Here is a 21,863-nt window from a genome sequence, read left to right as displayed (position 1 = left end):
GTCGTTAGGAGTCGAGGCTGATAGCACCGTCGAGTTCGAGCGCGAGTCCTTCGCGCTCGGCGCGTTCGGCACAGGCGGCCAGCGCGGGACGGACCTTCTCCGGATCGGCGATATCGTCTATCTCGAGCGTGACAGTTCCGACGCCAAGGAAGGCACCGGCCCGCACGTACGCTCGCACGCGGTCGATCTCCGCCTGCGTCGCGAGCGAGCAGTCCTCGTCGAAGCAGGCGTCGACGGTCAACTCCGCCGGGAGCAGCCCGTCCTCGGTCAGGTCGCGCTTCAGATCCCGGAGGTAGCCGGGTGCCGTCGACTCGAGCGTCGGCGCCTCGAGCGTAACTGGCGTAACGTCGGCGGGTCGACAGCCGTCGATCGTCCGATCGGGTTCGGGGGTCGGTGACGTACTCATTGTAACCACATACATGAGTCGCATACAAAAACCTTTGTAAATGCTCAGTAGTAATATATCGTGGGAAGTACCTCGGGGTCGATCGCGTCGCTCGAGCGATTCAAGTGTGCCGGCTTCATGACAAATGTGGATAGAGTTAAGGAGAGACCGTGTGAGAGATGGGTATGGAGTGTCCACGGTGCCAGGGGTCGCTGGAGGAATACTCGCTGGGTGACGTCTCGACGGTAACGTGTCCGCACTGTAATTTCGCGGACGTCCCCGTCGACCACGTCCAGGAGGGGGAAGAGACGGAGTCCTGGCGTGACGCGTTCAATCGTTTCTACGAGCAGTGAGCGATCGGCGCCATCGGGGCGGCGGCTGCTGACGGCTGACTGGGCGACTCTGCTGACTGATCCTCTCGCGATCGAACACGGCTACGCAGCGATAACTCTCACGAGACGCTGTGCAAACGGAAAAACCGGAAGTCGCTTACTCCGCTTCCGCTTCGACTTCTTCGTCGTCCGCTCCCGTGTCGTGGTCGACGTCCTCGTCGGACCGTGCGGCGACGAGGCCACCGCGTGCAACGCTGTACAGTGGCTCGTTGGCGTGCGAGACGCCGCTGATCGAGAACGGAATGTTCGCGTCCTCTAGGTGGTCACGGAACAGCGCCTCGAAGCCGCTGGGGCTCGAGGTACCGCCGGTGACGACGACGGGAACGTCGAGTCCTTCCTCGACATCCTCCTCGTCGACCTCCTTGACGATGTTCTCGATGACGTAGTCGAGCAGGTTCTCGTAGTAGATCGAGAGCGCACCCTCGACGCCGCCGACATCCGTCGTGAAGTCCAGTTCGAAGTCGTCCTCCTTGATGGAGGTAACCTTGTCGACGGGCGTACCCGTCGCGCGGGCAGCCTGCTCGTCGACCCAGTCGCCACCGCGGGCGACGGAGAACTTCATGACCGGCACCGCGTAGTATGCCAGACAGACGTTCGTCATCCCGGCGCCGAACGAGATACCGAGTCCGGTGAAGTTGTTGTCCGCGAGTTCGCTGTAGATGACGGACATCCCTTCGTTGATCGGTTCGGAGTCGTATCCCATATCGTCGAGGAACGACTCGATCGTTTTCTGGTGGTACAGCGTCGAGAGATCCGAGTCGATCGGATCCGCGGGCGAGGAGAAGTAAAGCTTCTCGTCCGGATACGCGGGCTCGCCGACGACCTGCTCGATGATGAGCTTCATCATCGGAATCGCGCTCTTCTCGTCGTTCGAGAGGATCCCGTGTTTCATCGGTCGCCGCGTTTCCTTGTTGAAAATGTTCGCAAAGTTGAGGGCGTCGTCGCCGACGACGTACACCTTATCGTCTTTACGAATGTGAAGCACTTCGCTTCGAGAGAGCATCTGCTCGGCCATATCCGAGTATTCGATCTCTACGAAGGAGTTACGCTGTTGCACGAAAACCGTATCGTTCCCATCCTGCTGTGCAGACAGGATGTTCATCGTTCCAACGTCTAGGCCTTTCGCCATAGTTGGGCAAGGCGGCCGATGGATTATAAATCTATGTGAATAACTTACAGCTCAGACGGATGGACAATAAGAATAGTTTACTCGAAGTATCAAGCGATTACTTCCGTCCGAGAAGCTCACGAAGCCGATCGAACAGACCGGAGAGCGGTGAGCCATCGTTTTCGGCCGTTGCCATCTCCTCCGCTTGCTGTTGCTCGCGCAGTTCCTTGAGTTTCGCCGTCTGATCGTCGACCGTCGATTGGGAGGTCGTGGTCTTCGTCTCGCCACCTTTCAATCCCTTGAGACCGGCCACCTGCGCGTCGACGCCCGTCGAACGGGCTGTCTTCGTTCCGGCGTCGGTATTGACCGACACCGCGTCGAACTCATCTTCGGAGAAGCTGAGACGCTTGTGCTCGGTCTTTTCGACGCCACCCCAGGAGAGTTCGACGTCCTCCATCGCCTCGTCGATGTCCTTGCGGACGTCCGCATCGGAGAGTTCGTCTTCCTCGTCAGTTTCGTCGTCCGGGTCGACGGTCCGGACCTGCTGGGCCATATCCAGATAGTGAGCGATCAGCGCTGCCCCCGTGGACGCGGTGATCCCCGCGAGCCCGACGGCGTAGGTCGCAACGACTTCAACCGTGTAATCGTTTCCGTAGCCGTTCCAGTCGTCGGGATACGCACCAAGAAAGCCGATGACGGCACCGATCGTGATCGCGACGCCGGCGATCGACGTGTACAGCATCCGTCGCTCCGACGGGAGCAACACCACGACCCCGAGCATGAACACGGGGAGTGAGATCATTACGAGCGCGTACGCGGGCTGTACCCAGGCGATGTACGATGCGGATCGAGTCTCGAAGGTCCCGCTCCACACGAAGAGCAGGAGAGCAACGATCGCGAGTCCGATCCCACCGAGAAACAGGCTGAACCCGACGTAAACGTCGGTTCGGTCCTCCGGTTCGCCGATGTATCGACGATAGATATCGAAGAGATACCCGTCTGCAGGCTGTTCCGCTGGCATTGGTATCGGGTTTATACTCCAGTACTATGACTGTTGGGTCGCGCTACCAGTTCTATATCAACGCCGTTGCAGCGTGATATCTACGACCTCCAGTGCGCCGAATTCGAACCGTGCGACCGGGATACGGCTCGCTGTGAGTCAGTAACGAATGCTCACCGTACGGCGGTCAGTTCGCCGTATTCGGCACAGCGTGCAGTATTTACGTCCGTGGTCGTTAGATCGGTCAATGAGTCAAGAGTCGGAGTACACTGAGGGGGACCTCCGAAACACCGGGATGCGGCTGAAACACGATCGGGAGTGGGACTACGAACTCGAGCAGATCGTCGAGGCCATCGAGGAGCGAGATGCGACGAAGGTCGGCCTGCAGTTTCCCGAGGGATTGAAACGACGCGGCCCCGCAGTCGCCGACGATCTCCGTGAGCTCACCGACGGCGTGACGTTCATGCTCTCTGGGCAGCCGTGTTACGGTGCCTGCGACCTCGACACCTACCTGATGAAACGCACCGACGTCTTCGTCCACTTCGGCCACTCGCCGATGAAGGACACGGACAAGGTGATCTACGTGCCGCTGTTCTCGAACGTCGAGGTGCTGCCGATCATGGAGGAAGCGCTCGACACCCTCGAGCCACCCGAGGAGACCGAAGGCGTCGGCCTCGTCACGACCGCCCAGCACATGAACCGCTACGAGGAGATGTGCGAGTTCCTCGAGGAACAGGGCTACGACGTTCAGAGTCGCCGCGGCGACGAGCGACTGACCCATGAGGGACAGGTGCTCGGCTGCAACTACGCGAGCGCGGACGTGCCCGCGGATCAGGTACTCTACGTCGGCGGCGGGAAGTTCCACCCGCTCGGCCTGGCGATGGAACATCCCGACAAACACGTCGTCATCGCGGACCCGGTCAACAACGTTGTGACGCCCGCGGACACTGACAAATTCATGAAGCAGCGCTACGGTGCCGTCCACCGCGCGATGGACGCCGAGAAGTGGGGCGTCATCTTCTGTACCAAGATCGGCCAGGGGCGCTGGGAAATCGCTCAGGACATCATCGACGACAACGAGAACGCCTACCTCATCACCATGGACGAGGTGACGCCGGATCGACTGCGGAACTTCGATATGGACGCCTTCGTCAACACCGGCTGTCCGCGGATCACGACCGACGACGGGCCACAGTTCCACAAACCGATGCTCACCCCTGGCGAGTACCGGATTGCGGTTGGCGACAAGCCGCTCGATAGCCTCTCGTTCGACACCTTCCACGGCACCTGGTAGCGACCCCGGTTCGTCCGTGAGACGGAATCGTCGGTAAGACGGAACCCGGACGATCGATCGTCAGTTCTGCTCGGCTTCTTCGCACACAGATCTCATCGGTTCTTCTTCGGCCTCGAGTTCGGTATCTCTGCGTTGCCCAGCGAGCGAACGCGGAGGGAGGCGGTTTCGATCCGTGCGCTTCCGAGGAAGTACTCATGCGACAAGTGATCGACCACTGAGACTGTATTGCAGGAGAAAGTCGCGGGAAGATGACCGTACTGTCCAAGTATACCTGGAATAGTCGTCTACCATTCATGGATTTTTAGATCTATTCCAGACATATTCAACATTTGGTTGGTAATTACGTACTGATTCCAAAGTGGTTTGGAGCAGTTCTTTTGCCCAATAGCTCCCCACCAGTAATCGATGAGTAATCCCGATGGCAGCGAACGGTCGCCGCGATCTCGAGACGAGGTCTTCGACGCACTCGCAGACAGCACTCGGCGTGACATTCTCCGACTCGTTCACAGCCGACCGTCGAGCGGCGTCTCGAAGACCGATCTCGCCTTCGAACTCGTCGCAGTAACCACTGATACCCCACTCGCGTCGGTGACCGACGACGACCACGAGCGCGCGCTGGTCGACTGTCAGCACAGGCACCTGCCCGCGCTGGTCGACGCCGGACTCGTCACGGAGACCGACGACGGGAGGATAGTGACGACCGACCACTGGGTGTTCGACGATTCCGAATTCGACGCGATTCTCGCCGACCGAACGGACGATGAAACCGATCTCGACGCCCTGTTCGGTGCCCTCGCCGACTCGCGACGCCGGACGATCCTCACCGTTCTCGGGAACCAGTACCATCCGCTCTCGACCGAGACCCTCGCTCGAGACGTCGCGGCTCGTGAAACGGAGACCGCAGCACGCGACGTTCCTCGAGAGCGCGTCGAGCAAGTGCTGACCTCGCTCGTCCACGTCCACCTGCCACACCTGAACGACGCCGGTCTCGTCGGCTACGATCCCGAAACGGGCAGCGTCTCCTACGAGGGCCACCCGACCCTGCGCACCGAGTGGCTCGACAGCCATCCCGACCGCCTGCAGACGGCCGCCGAGTCGACTCCTGGGCAGTCGATCGAGACCGACGCGAGCAACGACGTTCGGACGCTGCGAGGACGAGAGTCGATCGTCACGACCGGTCAGTCGCTCTGTGAATCAGCCGAGGAAGAACTGTTCATGATGTTCACGACGACAGGGCTGCTCGAGGAGGGCTGTTTCCGTCGGGTCGAAGACGCGATCGACCGCGGCGTCGACGTCTACGTCGGCTCGCGGGATCCGCGCGTTCGGGAGATCGTTCGAGACCGCGCGCCGGAGGTCGTCCTCTGGGAGCCACAGTTGGACTGGCTCAACCTGCCGCCGAACGGCGAGTCAGTCGGCAGGCTGGTGTTTGCGGACCGCAAAGCGGTCCTGCTGGGGACGCTCGGAACGCCGGCTGCCGACGGCGAATACGACGAAACCGCGCTCATCGGTGAGGGGGCGGACAACGGGTTCGTCGTCCTCATGCGACAGCTGCTCGGCTCGCGACTCGATCACCTGGATGCCCCCGGCGAGACCAACCAGTCCGAAATCCCACTGTAACGGAACGGGACGGAACGATCGCGACGAACGATTGCCTACCGACTGCCGACGGCTCGGATTACTCCCGATCCCCCGCTTCGGCCCTCCACACCCAGCGTTCGTTTTGCACCGGTCTCGCTGAGGCCGGCCGCGGTCCGCCGAGACAACAACACTTACCCAGTCGGTCCTCGCACGCACGCATATGATCCAAAGTGACTGGGGAGACTGGCTCGTTCGTGACGTCGAAGACGCTTCACCCGACGGGGTCGCGATCTGGTATCTCGGCTGCAACGGCTTCGTTCTCAAGGGGAACGAGGGAACGACGGTCTACATCGACCCCTATCTCGGGCTGGGCGATCCGCCACGAACCGTCCGGATGATTCCCGTCCCGTTCGATCCCGCGGACGTCACGGACGCCGATGCGGTTCTCGCGACGCACGAACACACCGACCACGTTCACGGCGAGAGCCAGGCGCCGATCCTCGAGCAGACTGGGGCCACGTTCTATGCACCCGACGACAGCCTTGCCGTCGCCCGGGACGAAGAGGAGTGGACCGCAGACTGGGACCTCACGGACGAGCAGTTCGCCGAGGTCAGCGAAGGCGACACCCTCGAGATCGGCGAGTTCACGGTCCACGTCGAGGACGCGAACGATCCCGACGCGACCCACCCCGTGAGCTACGTTTTCGAGCACGACGCGGGGACCTTTTTCCACGGCGGCGATACCAAACCATCCGACGAGTTCGAACGGATCGGCGACGAGTACGACATCGATCTCGGCGTCCTCGCGTTCGGTACCGTCGGTCGAATTCCCGACAAGGAGACCCGCGAACCCAAACGGACCCGCTGGTACAACGACGAGAACCAGATCGTCGAAGCCGCGTCGGCGTTGGGACTCGAGCGACTCCTCCCAAGTCACTGGGATATGTGGCGCGGGCTCACCTCGGATCCGAAGGTGCTCCACCACCACGCGAAAAGCTTCGAGTACCCGACGCGACTCGATCTGGTCGAGATCGGCGACCGCGTCGATCTGTAGTCCCGCTACGTGAACCAGATCTGATACTGTCCGTATCATTTATAGTAATGGTCTGGTAACGTTGGCCTCATGAGTAGCACCGCCGACACGGACGACGTGATCGAGGTCGATGCTGACGGGTTATCCGTCCGGAAAACGTTCGCGGCGGACGAGTTCCCGGTACCCGCGATCCGCTTCGAGATCGAATCCGAACGTGACGAACAGGTTGCATTTCGACTCTCCGAATCGATCCCCGAATCGTTCCCGATGGACAAAGTCGGGTTCCACCCCGAGTACAACAGCGACGACTGGACCGCCTTTCAGGATAACCACGTCGAGTTCACCGGTACGCTCGAGCCCGACGAAGAACTCGTCACGGTCTATGGCATCCGCATCGACGACGAGAGCGATGCCGAACAGTTCCTGACCGAACCGGAGGTCGTCGAGGTTAGTTCCGACGGCGACGATGGCGGCTCCGAGGCCGACGAGGTCGACGACGACATTATTGGTAACATCGTCTCGGAGGACCGCAATCAGGCCGTCAAGGATATGATCTCCGGCGAGTCCGACTCCGTTCCCGGACTCGAGGACGACGCAGACGACAACAGCGAGGACGACGGCGGAGCCGAGGCTGCTGACGACGCGGACGAGCTCGAGGACGAAGCCGGGGGGCTCGACCTCGATCTCGGCGATGTCGATCCCGAACCGGAGCCGGTCGACGACGAGACCGACGCGGATGAGGACGACACGCCGGATATCGATCTCGGCTTCGAAGAGGACGAGATTCCGGAACCGGACGACGCTGACGACGGGGATACCGATCTCGGGATCGACCTCGGTGTCGAGGATACCGACGAAGACGACGCGACGGACGAACTCGACCTCGGGGAGGACGCAGACGACGAACCCGAAATCGAACTCGATCTCGAAGCCGCTGCGGCCGACGTCGAGGAAGACGAGCCGGACATCGCCGACGACGGTGTAGACCAAGACGAAAACGAGACACCGCTGGGCGAGTCGAGTGAGGACGATCCCGCGCTTGAGGACATCGATACCGATTCCGAGACGCCGTCGGCCGACGATGTCGACCTCGCCGACACGGAGGCCGACTCGTCGGTCGATGAACCCGAGGTTGACGAGACTGAGGACGACGAATCCGAGGTCGAGGACGACGAATCGACGACCGAAGAGACAGACGTCGAGGAGCCATCGACGGCCATCGACGAATCGGCCGTCGATGCAGAGAGCGACTCCGTAGACGCCGCAGACGACGCTCAGGACCGCGAAGTGGGCGCGACCGACGACAATACGGAGACGGACACCTCGAGTCCGTCGTTCGACGGCTCGGTTGCTGCCCGACTCGCGACAGAGATTCGCGAGGGAGACGTCGACGACGACGATCTCGAGGCCCTGCGCACCGAACTCGATCTCGAACCGTCCGGCCCGGACGTCGCCAAAGTCGAACACCTACAGCGCCGCGTCGAGGAGGTCACCGCTTACACCGACGCACTCGAGCAGTTCCTCGAGGAGAACGGGACCGGGAAACAGCTCATCGAGGAGCTCACGGCAGACATCAGCGGACTCGAAGACGAGTTCGCAGCGCTGGACGGGCGACTCGACGAGACGGAAGCGAGCGTCGACGACGTCGAAGCCGACGTGAGCGATCTCTCCGAGTGGAACGCCGACATCGAAAACGAGATCGGCGCCGTCGAAACGGATGTCGACGACCTCGGGGACAACCTCGACGATGTGGCTGACGACGTGTCCACCGTCGAAGCGGACGTCGATTCGGTCGCGGACGACGTGACCAATCTCGAGGAAGACCTCGACGACGTCGAAGCCGAGGTTGCAGACGTGGCCGAAGACCTCGACGATGTGGCCGACGACGTCGAAGACGTGGAGGACGATGTCGAGTCTATCGAAGGAGATCTCGAGGACGTTCAAGCCGAAGTTACCGACATCCAGGAGTGGCGCGATCAGCTCGGTTCGATGTTCACGGACTGAGGCGGTCTGCTGTCACTGAGTACCGGTGTGACCGTAGGACGGTTCGCGGTCTTCGGAACTGACTGACGGCCGTCCGCATGAACGACGCCGTTTTTCGAGGACAGTCTCGATCCGAATTCTCACTCTCGTTTTCGAAACGCAACGCGTTTATCCGTCGCCGGTCGAGAATTCGTCGATGGGCGAGACGATACCGATCGCTGTTCCGCGCAAGGGGCGACCGCTCGAGTCGGTGCTCGACCGATTCGCACGTCGACTCGACGTGGCCGATCTCGCGGACGATATCACGTCGACGCTTCGTCACGAGAAGGCACTCACGAAGGGGACGGTCGACCCCGAAGACGACGCCGACGAACACGTCTACCATCGTCTCGCAGCGTACAGCACCGTCGAGGACCCGACCGAGCCCGAGTACACCCTCTTGCGAGACGATCGGGCCGGCAAACCCCGACGCATCGTCTTCGACAGCGTCACGATTCCGCTCGAAGGGGTCGACGGCGTTCCCGACGATGCGGCGATTCAACTCGTCGGTCGTGAGGAGCCGTTTCGAGCCCTGCGAACCCACGAGTTCGCGCTCGGATTCGATAGCGCCGATCTCGTCTTAGAGGAAGTCGTCGAACTCCGTCCAGAACCGCTCGACAGAATCGCCGATATCAACGCCCGAATCGATCCGACCGATACCGACGTTCGCGTCGTCACCGGTCTCGGTGATACCGTCTATCACACCTTGATGGCCACTCCTTCGGTGTCGCCGTCGACGGGGTCGATCGATCGAGAGTTTCTCGAGTCCTACGAGGGACCGCTGTGTATCGAACCGCGATACGAACGGCTCGTGCAGGCCGTCCTCGGCACACGGACGCTCGACAACGTTCGCTTCGTGTATCCCGAGGAGGGCCGCGAGGAGGAGGCCGCGATCGCCGACACCGGGTTAGGAGTCTACCTGACCGTGACGGGATCGACGGCTCGAGAGCACGGGCTGTTGCTGGGCGAGCAGTTGTTCCCCAGCGAAACCGTGCTCTTAGAGAGTACGCCGGAAGTAAGCGAGACGGCCGACGGCGTTCGCGCGCTGTTGAACGGAACCGACCTCGAGACTGCACTCGCGGTCGAACGGTAGAACACGCTTCGAAACGGCTCTTTTGCGGGACAACGGTTGATTCGACCCAGCAGATGTACTGACGAGTCACGTACTGCTCGAAAGTGGGACGACGTACGCTTCGATGAAGTCGACGAGTGTGTCGACCAGTTCTGGCCGATCAACGAAGTACCGAAATCTGAGGTCGTACGCGTCGTCCATCTCGTCGATGGACGCACTGCTGAATCGTGGTTCGTACACGTTTCGTTCGCTATCCGCCGTGGCTTCGGCGAAAATGCAGAACGTTCGCGGATCGCGAAGTCGTCCGACGTCGTTCCTGAGACGGAAGTATTCGGGGATCGCTCCGGCTTCGGCACCCGCACCCGTCGTTAGTCCAGCCTTCGTGAAAACGAACGCGTTCCCCTCGCTGGCCTTCGCGAACGCGATCGATTGATCGATGACGGCCATCCCCGTCTCGTCACACTCAGGTCGTTCCGCTTCCTGTTTAGTCGGGATCTCAACAACACTCGCGATGAACACCGTCGTCGAAGTCTCAGCAGACACTCGCTCACAGATCGTCCGAAGGGTCGCTTCGATTTCGTCGGGAGCGCCGGTGCTCCGATCAGGCGCGAGCGGATCTGACGGCAGCGGATATTCGGCATCCGGATAGAGGTACGACGGATCGAGCAATCTGTACGGTCCCATCAGAAACACGAACGTGTCGTCCGGTTCTGCGTCCGGGATCGACTGGGCGATGATGGTTCTAATCGGCGTCCCCTCGTACGTCGTGAGTCCGGCCATCGTTCTTCAGATCCAGACCACTATCAGGTAAACATTCGTGTCTTCCCGCTGTCTTAATAACGATTAAGCCTAAGTGTCCTGAACGACTAGAGACAGCTATGAGCGAACGAGAGGTCCCGACGAACCAGCGAACCGCTGCCCAGGACCGCATCGAGTCGGATCTCCTCGAGGGGACACTCGACCTCGAGCGGGAAGCCAACCGACTGTCGGTGATGGGTGAGCCGACCCGATTTACGATTCTGTATCTGCTTTCCGAGGAGGGACAGGTGCGAAGTGGCGAACTAGCGGAATTGCTCGACCGTCGGCAGAACGACCTGTATCACCACCTCAACGCGCTCGAAGATGCGGGACTGGTCGGCAAGTTCCGCGACGGCGGGAGTCGCGTCTACGAACTGTCGCCGCTCGCGGAGGGGTTCGTCCCGCGAATCTTCGACGCGGTGAACGCTCGCGCCGAAGCCGTCTAATATTGGAATAACTGAGTTAGTTCGAAAGCGATCCGCCAGTCTAGACTCGATTCGATACGAGACGCCTCCGTACGTCGGGACACGGAACCTCCATTATTCGTCGCCAAGCGACCCGAGAGCGGCTGTGTCGTTCGGTTTCGGACATCGGAATGCCGAACAGCCCACCACCAATTAGATATAGCGAAGTACGATTTATGAGCCTGTTTTCGAGCATGATAGATTACTACAGTCTTAGTAAATTCTGGAGTTGATACAGTCGATCACCGACGAATCGTCGTGAGAACGTCTGGCTCTCGATGACAGCTACAGGCTGCGCCGCGGTCGATAACGCCCTCCACAAGTTACTGACTGACAGCGTAGATGTGCTCGAGGTACGTCTCTCGAACGCGATCACCCCAGTTGTGAGTGTAGGTGTCGATCACGTCGCCGGCCACATCTCCCCGAAGATACTGGACGATCCCGCGGTCACCCGTTCGATCCCGCAGGTGGGTCGTGAAAAAGTGCCGGAAATAGTGGGGAGTGACGTTCTCCTGTGTCCCGCCGCCGGTTCGGTACCAGCCGCGCTCTCGAGCGTGTTTCTCGACGATATAGCGCACGTCCGACGGCGTCAGGCGCTCGCCCCACGACTCACCGGTGTCGAGGAAGAGCGGGTCGGCGTCCGAAACTGGGTCCGGGCGGATCGCCAGCCACTCGAGGAGCGACCGTCGAAGTTCGTCGTCCACGGGGACGACGGTATCTCGCTTGCGTTTGTTCGACGCCGTTCGCTCCTCGCCGTTGACGGTCGCGCCGCGAGCGGGTGCCGCGGCGACGAACACTGACGAGGGCCGCCGCTCAAGCCCGACGCGGGGGTCCCACTCGCGGTCGATTTCCGGCGCCTCGAGGTTCAGATCCTGCAAATCGAGGTTACAGCATTCGCCGACACGCATCCCCGTTTTCAACAGCGTGACGACGACGGCGCGCTCTAACGGATGGTCAACCGCGGCGACGAACGCCCGCATCTCCGGCACCGAGATATCCCGTCTCGTCGGGTTCGTGTCGATCGATTCGGACAGCTCCTCCATCACCAGGGCCATCGGGTTGTCGTCGAAGACTCCGACGCGGTTCATGTAGTCGTAAAACCGGTTGAGATACGAGGCGTAGGTCGCGATCGTGCTCGGCTCGAACCCGCCTCGAAGGGAGTGAATCCAGGCCATGCACTCCCGTCGCTGGGCCGCCCCCACCCGATCGACGTCGAAGCGTTCGCTCACGAACGCCTCGAACCGTCGGAGAACGCGCTCGTAGGCCTCGAGCGTCCGTTCGCTCTTGCCGTGATATCGCTGGTCGTCGAGGAAGTACGCGATCGGATCCGTGACGTCCGTCGGGACATCGGTCCCGCGTTCAGTCGCCATCGACACCACCGTCGACGGCGGTGTACCCGCCGTGGCGTCCGCTGTATCGAACTCGGTTGTTCGCCTGGAGTTCCTCGAGCGTCTGGTCCAGGCGAGATTCGACATCGTCCGACACCGCTTCGAGGAGTTCCTCCCAGGAATACGTGTCAGACTCGAGTAATTTGAGGACCCTTGTTTCGAGGGCGTTACCCCCGGGGTCTGGGTCCGGAGAATGGGGTTCCTCGTAATCGGTATCGAACCCCGCTCGGCCGGCCTGCACCATCGTTCGAACGAACTCGGCCTGACTCATCCCCAGATCGTCGGCGTGAGACTGCCATTCAGATTTCTGGTAGGACGGGACGTAGGTTTTGACGGTGGTTCGTTCGGTGTCCGCCGAATCGCTCATACGACATTGATCAAACGCGGTGATAATCAATCTACCCATTATTCGAGCTAAGTGTTTTTATCTCTCTTCACAGGACTAGTTTTGCGCCAAAAGTGGGTCCGCAATTTCAGATTTAATTGTAGAAGGGCACACTAATTGAGATATAAAATAGGTGTTTCTGGGACCACAGTTCGAGATATCAAATCCGGTTGCGGTATTTAGAGTTCAGTATCGAGCGAGAAAGTCCGTGAATAGACGCCTGATAAGCTCGCCGAAATAACTATCACATACATGGTAAGTGGCGTGTTTTCGACGGATAAATAACACGATAGTACTTGTGAAAATAGTCACTTATTCCAGTCTCGATTGGGAGAAAATATTCTCGAGTTCGTATCGCGATAGAGCGGAAACGGGAGGACGTTCTCGCGGTGAATGTCGGCGATCGATCGAGGACCGATACGGTCCGGTGATGGGGCTGGAATCTCACTCGAAACTGGGATATCGTCATCGGCCCGACACTGGGGAGTCGTCGTTCGGTCATCCCGTCGTGACGGCCCACTATCCGTACGGGTGGGCGACTGTCACGTCTGTCGGTCGACGACGGCGCTCGGGAACACGCGATTCACGAGAGTCGCTCGGGCAGGATCGAGCCTCGACGCTCACGGCTGCGTCGATCCGTGCGTACTCCGGAGAGAGCGAACGGGCTCAAATCCTGTTCCTGCCCGCAGCGAGTCGGTAGTGGCAATTCACGACGTCACGTGGGGCTAAGTCGTCCCACGCACTGCCGCGGTCGGCACGAGCCCAGGTCGGCTCGTCTATCGAGGGGTAACGGCAACTCGGGCCCAATTGAGCCCCCTTCTCGAGGGTTCGTAGGCCGTCGGAAGGCATCTCCGCCCCAATCAGTTCGGAAATGGAGAAAATCGCGTCAGCGGCCATACAGCGGCGTTGCGAGAGGGCCGTACGATGCGTTACCGGTGCGGGGCGACGGGCCAGCGCGACCCGCTGGACTTTGGGCGTGTTTCGAATTCCCTCGATGCGCTCCGGGGAAATCGATGGAGGACGATCGTCGGAAAGTCGGACAGGGTTTCGTTCCGCTGGCTACCCGGACCGGCGTTCTGCACCGCTTCGAGACGGTGTGGGGTGCACAACGACCGCCAACGGTGCAGGGCATCACGGGCGGACAGACGCGGTCTCGAGGCGTCTCGAGCGGGACGGCTCTTCTAGGGGTACGAGACCGACGAGACTGTTCGTCCGTCAAGGCTCGTCGTGACCACTGTGAAGTCTTCGCCCCCGAGCGCCGATGGCACCGTCTCGAGCGATTGCAGCGGAGGCGTGGAGAGCGGAAGACGAGGTGCGCAGAGAGCCAGTGGCGATCCGGTCCGATACCGATCTCGGATCGTTACGGGGCAGCTGTCGCGTCGTAGTGGTCGGCACAACGCGATGTTCGGAAGGGATCTCTCGTCGTGTCTCGTGGCGGCGTTAGTAGCATGGCTCTGGACACGACCGAGGTGTCGTCACGGGCTGTCGTGGACGGAGTCTGGTTCCGAACGGAGCTGACGTCAGGTGCCCGTTCCAGTCCGTCGGCTTTCAGCAGTCGTCGTGTGTCCGACACCGTCGCTGTGTGGGATGGAGTCCGTCTTCAGCGCCCGATGACGGAATCGATAGGCTCGTGTTACCACCACACATATCGGCGATACGTGGCTGCTGTCCGACTCATGAATCATATAGTGCTATATCGAAATGTGTTCAAGTTCCAGATGGCACAGACAGTGCGTGGCTCCGGTTCGAGAGTGAAACACACAAGCCGAAATCGCACGCAGGCGGTACGGGTCGAGTCGCCACCGTGGGACCGCTGCCAGCCCGAGAATCGCAGCCACGGCGTAGACAAGCACCGTTGCGTGAACACGACACCGAGCAACAACAGCGTTGCCGTGATCGATTGGCCGAATCCGGTGCTCGCGGGTCGACGTACGCGATACTCGAGTACGACGACTGCGAACTCGTCGTCTCACTCGAGGAAGAAGCGTGGCGTTCGGTGGCCACAGCTCCTATATTGGGCCCGACGCATAAGAAGATGTGAACGCGACCAGTTGGAGTCGAAAACCGACTCGATCGGAACCGCTCGTCGTTCGGTCAGTGAGTCGCTGCGCGGACGTCGTCGACGCGATACAGGTCCTCTTGCAGTCCGTCGCCCTCACACTCGTCGTTCGGACATTCGTAGTGCCATCCGTCCTGGGTCGCATCGCCTTCCCGGAACCGGTCGCCACATACTTGACAGAAAAGCTGTCCCTTTTTGCACGTATCGCGGTGTAATTCGAGGGCAAGCTCCGTCTGGAAGGACTGGTTGCAGTTGCGACAGGTGTGCATATTTCGTCTGACGCGAGCATCCAACAAAACTGCTTGGGTTCGTTTCTTCCGTTCGAAACGGACGTGATTCGGCTCCACTGTGCCGATTTACCCAAGGTAGTCCGGGAATAAAGAACGATCAATCGACCTGTTTACTCAGTCTTGGGTACTCCATTTCCTGTCACGTCTACGCACAGCAACGTCGTGTGACTCGGTTACACGGACCAGTATCAACTTGGTGGTAGGTGTACCTTCTAATAAGGACGCCGTGTTAGAAAAATAGTTTCAGTTCGCGACTCGAGTCAGTCGTCCTGACCGAGGATGCCGCGCTCGGTCATCTTCCGGGGATCGAGGACCTCGTCGGCTTCCTCCTCGCTGAGATAGCCCTTCTCGAGGACGACCTCGCGAACCGTTTTGTCCTCCTTGAGTGCAGTTTTGGCGACTTCGCTGGCCTTATCGTAGCCGATGTGAACGTTGAGTGAAGTGGCCATCGCCATCGACTGCTCGACGCGCTCTTCGCAGTACTCCGCGTTCGCCTCGAGCGGATCAACGAAGCGCTCGGCGAAGACCTGGCTCGAGTTCGAGATGAGTTCCGCCGACTCGAGGAAGTTGTGCGCGAGGACGGGCTTGTAGAGGTTGAGGTCGATCTGACCCTCCGCTGCGCCCGCTGCGACGGCGGCGTCGTTGCCGACGACCTGTTTGTGGACCTGATTGACGGCCTCGGCGACGACCGGGTTGATCTTGCCGGGCATGATCGACGAACCGGGCTGGTTCTCGGGCTGTTCGATCTCTCCGAGCCCGTTTCGCGGACCGGAAGCCAACAGTCGAAGATCGTTCGCGATCTTGTTCAGCGAGCCCGCAATCACTCGGAGTGCGCCGTGGGCCTCGCTCATCGCGTCGTGGGCGGCCTGGGCCTCGAAGTGGTTGTCGGCCTCGCGGAACTGGACGCCGGTCTCTTTGGTGATGTACTCGGCGGCGCGGCCGGGGAACTCCTCGTGCGTATTGAGGCCGGTTCCCGTCGCGGTTCCGCCAAGCGCGAGTTCGGCGAGGTGTTCGCGAACGTTGTCCACGCGCCCGAGTCCTTTCTCGACCTGCGTGCGGTAGCCGCCGAACTCCTGGCCGAGCGTGACTGGCGTCGCGTCTTGGAGGTGCGTTCGGCCCGTCTTGACGACATCGTCGAACTCCTCCTCTTTGCGCTCGAGCGCCTCACGAAGCGTGTCGAGGGCAGGGATAACGTCCTTCTCGACGGCCTCGAGGGAGGCGACGTGCATCGCGGTCGGGATGACGTCGTTAGACGACTGGCCGTAGTTGACGTGGTCGTTGGGGTGGACGACGCGGTCGCCGATCTCCGAGCCCATGATCTCGGCGGCGCGGTTGGCGATGACCTCGTTGGCGTTCATGTTAGAGGAGGTTCCGGAGCCGGTCTGGAAGACATCGACCGGGAACTGGTCGTCGTGTTCGCCGGCGATGACCTCGTCGGCGGCCTCGATGATCGCCTCGGCGACGTCGTCCTCGATCAGGTCGAGGTCGCGGTTGGCCTGTGCGGCACCCTTCTTGACGACGCCGAGCGCGCGGACGAATCGTCGACTGAAGGAGATGCCCGAAATGGGGAAGTTCTGAATGGCCCGCTGGGTCTGTGCGCCCCAGTAGGCGTCCTTTGGAACCTGCATCTCGCCGAGACTGTCCTCCTCGATACGGTAGTCCGTGTCTTCGTCTCCCATACGGAGAGCGTCGCTGTGAGCGTGGTAAAATCCACCGAAACGACGCCGGCGACAGGTGGGGAACGGAGGCCGCCTCAGGTGAAGTCGACCGACAGCCCCAGATCGTCGTCACGGGCGCGTTCGCGGAGCGCCGACTGCAGGCGTTTGCGACTGGCGCGCTGGACGCCGCGTGCGTCCTCGAGGTCGACGTCGTAGATCGTCGGCGTCGCCCAGAAGAACGTCCGCGAACTCGCCGTGTCGACGACCAACGACGCCAGTCCGAGGCGGCGCTGGAAAATCGATCGCCGGGTCGAAACCGTCTGGATTCGGTAGTAGGGAATCACGGTGGTTCGGCGACTCCAGAAGCCGCGCCGGATGACGAGGTGGTCCTCCCCAACGTAGTAGCCGAGGTGGACGTACTTCAGGTGCGCCGCGGGGGGCACCGCTGCAAAGACGATTGCAGCTAGATACCAGCGATCGAGAGCGGTCACTTGCGCGATACCGAAGAAAATCGCGACGATAACGGCGGCGATCATCGAGTACCGGACAAGGTAGCGACGGCGAGCCATCGTCGGCGGACTCCGGAATTTCGGCGTCTCCACGTCGGTCAGGTTTTCCGTGAACCGATGGACGCGACCCTGTTTGGCCAGCGGCACGGCTGACTGACTGCCGCCGTTGCTGTCGGGCCCGTAGCCGGCCGTCTCGACCCAGAGGCCGGCGTAACCGATGAGTCGCTGGAGCGGATTGGCCGTCACCGTCACCGATTGGACCTTCTCGACGGGGATCGATCCGCTGTAGCGCTGGAGAAGGCCCCGTTCGTAGACGAAGTCCTCGTCGGCGCGACCCAGCCGGAAGTCGTAGTAGGTGGCGAACGTGTAGGCGACGCTCAACATATACGTGATGACGATCCCGTTGATCATCGAGACGAGCGTCAGGACGCCGTAGTTGGTAGTCGTCCCTTCGCCGATCGATTCGGGACCGCCGACCGGTTGAGCGATCGTCACGAGCAGTTCGATGAACGTGTCCGTCGCGATGAAAAACAGCCCCAGCACGGCCGCCGCGGCCGCGGGTCGGAACGACGTAAAGGAGTAGAGCAGCAGTTCTCGCGACTCGAGGTCGAACAGCTTTCGGCGACGCGGAGGTTCGTACGTTGGCGCGCGATCCCGTCGGCTCTCGGTCGGGTCCGACGACGGAACGGTTGGGTCGGGATCAGCGGAATGCTCCGTATCGGTCGGTGTCGCCGTCTCGTCGCTCTCGGTCGTTATCTCGCCGGTTTCGTCGACCGGTTCTCGCTCCTCAGCGGGCGACGACTCGCGCTTGCGTCGACGGTCTTTTGCGTCGGCCGTTCGGCGTCGAATCTGTTCCTGGAGCCGGTTGGCTTCGGACTCGCTGACGAAGTTCAACGTGGCTTCGGTGGCACCGCCGCCAGCAGTTTCGATCGAGAGAGTCGCGAGCCCGAACAGCCGCTGGAAGACGCCCTGTCGAACGTCGACGTTCTGAATGCGACCGTACGGAATTTCCCGGGACCGACGCGCGAAGACGCCGGAGGCGACGTCAAACGTGTCCGGCGTGATGCCGTACTCGAACCGGTAGTAGTAGCCGATTCCGTAGGCGACGCCGGCGACGAATCCGAGCGGTGCGGCCACGGGGAACCAGGCCGGACTGACCGGATCGATGATCCCGCCCAGGACGAGGACGAGCACCATCGGGATCCACAGCCAGATGAAGCCGTACTGGAGGCCGTACGCGATCGCGCTCAGTGGATGTAGTCGATTCATGATCGTGTCAGACAGCGTCGTCGGCTTCGCTCTCGACGGCGAGTTCGCGAAGCGTGTCCTGCAAATCCCGGGCACGGTCGGGCGTCAGTCCCGGAATCCGAACGTCCGCGTTTCGGGAGCCCGCGGTGTAGACGACGACGCTCGAGAGTCCGAGCGCGCGTTCGATCGGTCCGAACTGCGTGTCGACGTGCTGGACGCGGACGAACGGGACCGCGGTCTCGACGAACGTGACGACGCCGCGCTCCAGATAGAGCGCGTCGTTCTGGAGTTCGAACTTCCAGACCTGATAGAGACGGACGGCGTAGACGATCCCGAGTAGCAGTGCGAACGCGGCGACGCCGGCGATGGCGACCGTGGGAACGTCGGTAATCCACTGATCGACGAGCGCGAGGACGACGCCGAGGACGACCGCCGTGATCGCTCCCTGCGCGATCCAGAGCAGCCTGATGCGGGGGTGAAGCGATTCCATACGCATATCCTATCAGGTACGGAGGATAAAGCTGCGGTTCCGTCTGCAACGAGCGCGACGCCGATTCGCCGCCCGAAACGCCCAGTTCACCCCTCGTACTCGTCGTGCTCCTCGGGCGTGTACGTCGATAGCTCGAGGGCGTGGATGTCGGTCGTCATGTGATCGCCGAGGGCGTCGTAGACCTGCTGGTGTTGCTGGACCAGCGGGACGCCGTCGAACGCCGGCGAGATCACGGTCGCCGCGAGATGGTCGTCGTCGTGTTTGTCGCGTGCGTGCGTGACCGTGGCGTCTGCGTCCTCGAGATTCGATTCGATGAGTTCCTCGATATCGTCCAGATCCATAGTCGAAAGTTGGGCGCTCGAGGCAAAAACGCCGCGGTCCGACTGCCCACCCGCTTCGGTTGGTTGACGTCGTCGAGTTTATAGTGACATGGGTCACTGCCTGTTGTATGTCACTGGCAGCCGAGACTCGCCGTGCTGCAGACGACCATCCGTTTCTTCGCACGGCGCTGCGGGCGGGCGTCGTGAACTACACCGCCGCTGCCCGGTTTCTCGAGATCGACGGCGAGGTCGACGCGGTCGCGACAGCGCTGCGGCGGTACGCCGAGGAGTTGCCGGCGTACGAGCGCGACGCTCGCGACGTACGGGTCAGAATGGAGAGCGGGATCGGTCCGGTCGACGCCGGATCGGACGACGCGCTGATCGCCGTCGGCGGGACGTCGTTCGGATTTGATGGGGGCGATCGGACGGCGATTGTCGCGGCGGGAGATGTCGACGCGGCCGCGCTCGCTGCGGTCTTACAGGGACTGAGTCTCGAGGAGATCATTCCCGCTTCGGCCGCCGTTGGCGGTGACTCGATTGTCGTCGTCGTCGACCGACTCGAGGGGGCGAACGCGCTGCGAGCGGTCGAGAACGCGCTCGAGGCCGTTCCGTCGAGCGGCGAGTGATCGGAATCGAGACTCGAGCCGTCCCGGGATTGGGCGACGGTCATCTCGCCCTCAAGAGCGGGACGGCGAACCTGAATGGAGAGTACACCGCCTCCGATACGTTGTCGGCAGAAGTGGGAGTTCAACGCTCAAGCCCTCGGCGTTAGCCGTGGTAGATGACACGGTTTAACTTTCGGCCGGGGGAAGTGAGCGTCATGACCCTGCACGTGACGAACACGTTGACGGGCGAACGCGAGCCGTTCGAGCCACAGGATCCCGAGAACGTTCTGCTCTACTACTGTGGCCTGACGGTTTCGGACCCGCCACATTTGGGCCACGCCCGCTCGTGGGTCCACGTCGACGTCATGCACCGCTGGCTCGAGTACCTCGGGTACGACGTGCGTCACGTCGAGAACTTCACCGACGTCAACGAGAAGATCGTCGCCCGCGTGGGCGAAGACGATCTCGGCGAGGACGAAGCGGCCGTCGCGGAGAGCTACATCGAGCACACGCTCGAGGATATGCGCTCGCTCAATCTCCTGCGGGCGGAGGTCTATCCCCGCGTCTCCGAGCACGTCCCGGAAATCGTCGACCTCGTCGAGACGCTGATCGAGAAGGGCTACGCCTACGAGTCGAACGGCTCGGTCTACTTCGACGTCACCAGTTTCGACGAGTACGGCAAGCTCTCGAACCAGGAACTCGACGAGATCGAATCCCAGGGCGACCCCGACGAGCGGACGGAAAAGCGCCATCCCGCGGACTTCGCACTCTGGAAGGCCGGAAGCGTCGACGAAAACGCCGTCCACGAACACCGCCACGAGGGTGTCGACCACTGCGATCACACTCCCGAGGGACAGACCTGGGACTCGCCGTGGGGCGAGGGCCGCCCGGGCTGGCACATCGAGTGCTCGGCGATGAGCATGACGCACTTAGACGAGACGCTGGACCTCCACGTCGGCGGTCGAGACCTCGTCTTCCCCCACCACGAAAACGAGATCGCCCAGTCGGAAGCCGCGACCGACCAGCAGTTCGCGAACTACTGGCTCCACTGCGAACTGTTCCAGATGGACGACGAGAAGATGTCCTCGAGTCTGGGCAACTTCGTCACCGTCGACGAGGCCGTCGACCGGTGGGGGACGAACGTGTTGCGAACCTTCCTCACCGCGGGATCGTACAACAGCAAGCAGCTCTACTCCGACGAGACGATCGCCGAGGCCGAGGAGCGTTGGGACCGACTCGAGCGGGCCTACGAGGCGGCCGTCGACGCGGTCGATTCGACCGCTGCGCGCACGAAAGTAGACGACGAGTCGTTGCGAACGGCCGTCGACGACGCTCGCGACTCGTTCGTCGAGGCCATGAACGACGACTTCAACACTCGAGAGGGCCAATCGGCCCTGCTGTCGATCGCGACCGCGGTCAACTCCCATCTCGAGAATCGTTCGGAGTTCGACTACCGAGGGCTTCGGCGGGCCGTCGACGCGCTCGAGAAACTCGGTGCCGTCCTCGGGCTTTCCTTCGTCGGCGAGACGACGGGGACGGCCGACCTCGCAGGAGACGTCGTCGACCTCGTTCTCGACGTCCGCGAGCAGGAGCGGGCCGACGGGAACTACGACCGGGCCGACGAGTTGCGCGACGAACTCGAGGCGCTCGGCATCGAAGTACAGGATACGGACGACGGGGCGAGCTATCGGCTTCCCTCCGGGAAGTAGACGAGTCCGAGACGAAACCCTCCCGTCGCGACGCTCGCGGGCCGTCCGACGGCGCT

At 61.6% G+C, this 21,863-nt stretch carries 20 protein-coding genes; 9 read left to right on the top strand and 11 right to left on the bottom strand.

What is annotated here, in order from left to right; genetic code table 11:
* Positions 1 to 4: 4 nt before the first annotated feature.
* On the bottom strand, positions 5 to 406 hold the full coding sequence (locus tag NATTI_RS0100360; protein ID WP_006091428.1) for a hypothetical protein: 402 nt from the start codon (positions 404 to 406) through the stop codon (positions 5 to 7).
* A 164-nt stretch (positions 407 to 570) separates the two neighbouring features.
* On the opposite strand from NATTI_RS0100360, the gene NATTI_RS25150 reads away from it, so the two are divergent.
* Entirely contained in the window at positions 571 to 738 is a 168-nt protein-coding gene (locus NATTI_RS25150; RefSeq protein WP_006091427.1) for a TFIIB-type zinc ribbon-containing protein, read from the top strand.
* Between the two features lie 136 nt (positions 739 to 874).
* Here the strand turns inward: NATTI_RS25150 and NATTI_RS0100350 are convergent, their stop codons facing one another.
* Both NATTI_RS0100350 and NATTI_RS0100345 read right to left on the bottom strand, forming a co-directional pair.
* Positions 875 to 1,906: a disk-shape morphogenesis protein volactin gene (locus tag NATTI_RS0100350; RefSeq protein ID WP_006091426.1), complete on the bottom strand. Its 1,032-nt coding sequence runs from the start codon at positions 1,904 to 1,906 to the stop codon at positions 875 to 877.
* A 97-nt stretch (positions 1,907 to 2,003) separates the two neighbouring features.
* On the bottom strand, positions 2,004 to 2,906 hold the full coding sequence (locus tag NATTI_RS0100345) for a DUF7139 domain-containing protein (protein ID WP_006091425.1): 903 nt from the start codon (positions 2,904 to 2,906) through the stop codon (positions 2,004 to 2,006).
* Between the two features lie 226 nt (positions 2,907 to 3,132).
* On the opposite strand from NATTI_RS0100345, the gene dph2 reads away from it, so the two are divergent.
* The 5 genes from dph2 (at position 3,133) to NATTI_RS0100320 (ending at position 9,905) form a co-directional block, all read left to right on the top strand.
* Entirely contained in the window at positions 3,133 to 4,179 is a 1,047-nt protein-coding gene (gene dph2, locus NATTI_RS0100340; RefSeq protein ID WP_006091424.1) for a diphthamide biosynthesis enzyme Dph2, read from the top strand.
* 405 nt (positions 4,180 to 4,584) lie between these two features.
* Positions 4,585 to 5,796, top strand: coding sequence for a DUF7344 domain-containing protein (locus NATTI_RS0100335; protein ID WP_006091423.1), 1,212 nt, complete (start codon positions 4,585 to 4,587; stop codon positions 5,794 to 5,796).
* A gap of 181 nt (positions 5,797 to 5,977) precedes the next feature.
* Positions 5,978 to 6,811, top strand: coding sequence for an MBL fold metallo-hydrolase (locus NATTI_RS0100330; RefSeq protein ID WP_006091422.1), 834 nt, complete (start codon positions 5,978 to 5,980; stop codon positions 6,809 to 6,811).
* Between the two features lie 69 nt (positions 6,812 to 6,880).
* Positions 6,881 to 8,794 (top strand): midas domain-containing protein, encoded by a 1,914-nt coding sequence (locus tag NATTI_RS0100325; protein WP_006091421.1) that lies wholly within the window; start codon positions 6,881 to 6,883, stop codon positions 8,792 to 8,794.
* 175 nt (positions 8,795 to 8,969) lie between these two features.
* Positions 8,970 to 9,905, top strand: coding sequence for a hypothetical protein (locus NATTI_RS0100320; protein ID WP_006091420.1), 936 nt, complete (start codon positions 8,970 to 8,972; stop codon positions 9,903 to 9,905).
* Positions 9,906 to 9,971: 66 nt separating this feature from the next.
* Here the strand turns inward: NATTI_RS0100320 and NATTI_RS0100315 are convergent, their stop codons facing one another.
* Entirely contained in the window at positions 9,972 to 10,664 is a 693-nt protein-coding gene (locus NATTI_RS0100315) for a DUF7509 family protein (protein WP_006091419.1), read from the bottom strand.
* A gap of 98 nt (positions 10,665 to 10,762) precedes the next feature.
* Here NATTI_RS0100315 and NATTI_RS0100310 point away from each other — a divergent pair, with 98 nt between their 5' ends.
* Positions 10,763 to 11,128 carry an ArsR/SmtB family transcription factor gene (locus NATTI_RS0100310; protein ID WP_006091418.1) on the top strand — a complete coding sequence of 122 codons (366 nt, stop codon included), beginning with the start codon at positions 10,763 to 10,765 and terminating at the stop codon, positions 11,126 to 11,128.
* Positions 11,129 to 11,469: 341 nt separating this feature from the next.
* On the opposite strand, the gene NATTI_RS0100305 is transcribed toward NATTI_RS0100310, so the two are convergent.
* From NATTI_RS0100305 to NATTI_RS0100270, 7 genes are all read right to left on the bottom strand, one after another.
* A complete protein-coding gene (locus NATTI_RS0100305) occupies positions 11,470 to 12,516 on the bottom strand; it encodes a tyrosine-type recombinase/integrase (RefSeq protein ID WP_006091417.1) in 1,047 nt (348 codons plus the stop codon).
* Positions 12,506 to 12,901 (bottom strand): DUF5805 domain-containing protein, encoded by a 396-nt coding sequence (locus NATTI_RS0100300; protein WP_006091416.1) that lies wholly within the window; start codon positions 12,899 to 12,901, stop codon positions 12,506 to 12,508. Before NATTI_RS0100300 ends, NATTI_RS0100305 begins: the two co-directional genes overlap by 11 nt.
* 2,112 nt (positions 12,902 to 15,013) lie before the next feature.
* On the bottom strand, positions 15,014 to 15,247 hold the full coding sequence (locus tag NATTI_RS0100290) for an HVO_2901 family zinc finger protein (RefSeq protein ID WP_006091414.1): 234 nt from the start codon (positions 15,245 to 15,247) through the stop codon (positions 15,014 to 15,016).
* 281 nt (positions 15,248 to 15,528) lie between these two features.
* A complete protein-coding gene (locus tag NATTI_RS0100285) occupies positions 15,529 to 16,947 on the bottom strand; it encodes a class II fumarate hydratase (RefSeq protein ID WP_006091413.1) in 1,419 nt (472 codons plus the stop codon).
* Between the two features lie 74 nt (positions 16,948 to 17,021).
* Complete coding sequence (locus tag NATTI_RS0100280) at positions 17,022 to 18,704, bottom strand: PH domain-containing protein (RefSeq protein WP_006091412.1); 1,683 nt, start codon at positions 18,702 to 18,704, stop codon at positions 17,022 to 17,024.
* Positions 18,705 to 18,711: 7 nt separating this feature from the next.
* Positions 18,712 to 19,173: a PH domain-containing protein gene (locus tag NATTI_RS0100275; RefSeq protein WP_006091411.1), complete on the bottom strand. Its 462-nt coding sequence runs from the start codon at positions 19,171 to 19,173 to the stop codon at positions 18,712 to 18,714.
* A gap of 86 nt (positions 19,174 to 19,259) precedes the next feature.
* Positions 19,260 to 19,514, bottom strand: coding sequence for a BolA family protein (locus NATTI_RS0100270; protein WP_006091410.1), 255 nt, complete (start codon positions 19,512 to 19,514; stop codon positions 19,260 to 19,262).
* 107 nt (positions 19,515 to 19,621) lie between these two features.
* On the opposite strand from NATTI_RS0100270, the gene NATTI_RS0100265 reads away from it, so the two are divergent.
* Together NATTI_RS0100265 and cysS are read left to right on the top strand one after the other, a co-directional pair.
* Entirely contained in the window at positions 19,622 to 20,119 is a 498-nt protein-coding gene (locus NATTI_RS0100265) for a DUF7523 family protein (RefSeq protein WP_006091409.1), read from the top strand.
* Positions 20,120 to 20,313: 194 nt separating this feature from the next.
* Positions 20,314 to 21,807, top strand: coding sequence for a cysteine--tRNA ligase (cysS, locus tag NATTI_RS0100260; RefSeq protein ID WP_006091408.1), 1,494 nt, complete (start codon positions 20,314 to 20,316; stop codon positions 21,805 to 21,807).
* Positions 21,808 to 21,863: the final 56 nt, after the last annotated feature.

Origin of the sequence: Natronorubrum tibetense GA33, from assembly GCF_000383975.1 — an archaeon.
Classification (GTDB): domain Archaea; phylum Halobacteriota; class Halobacteria; order Halobacteriales; family Natrialbaceae; genus Natronorubrum; species Natronorubrum tibetense.
The sequence above is the reverse complement of the archived record's forward strand: the minus strand, read 5'-3'. Positions and strand labels throughout refer to the sequence as shown.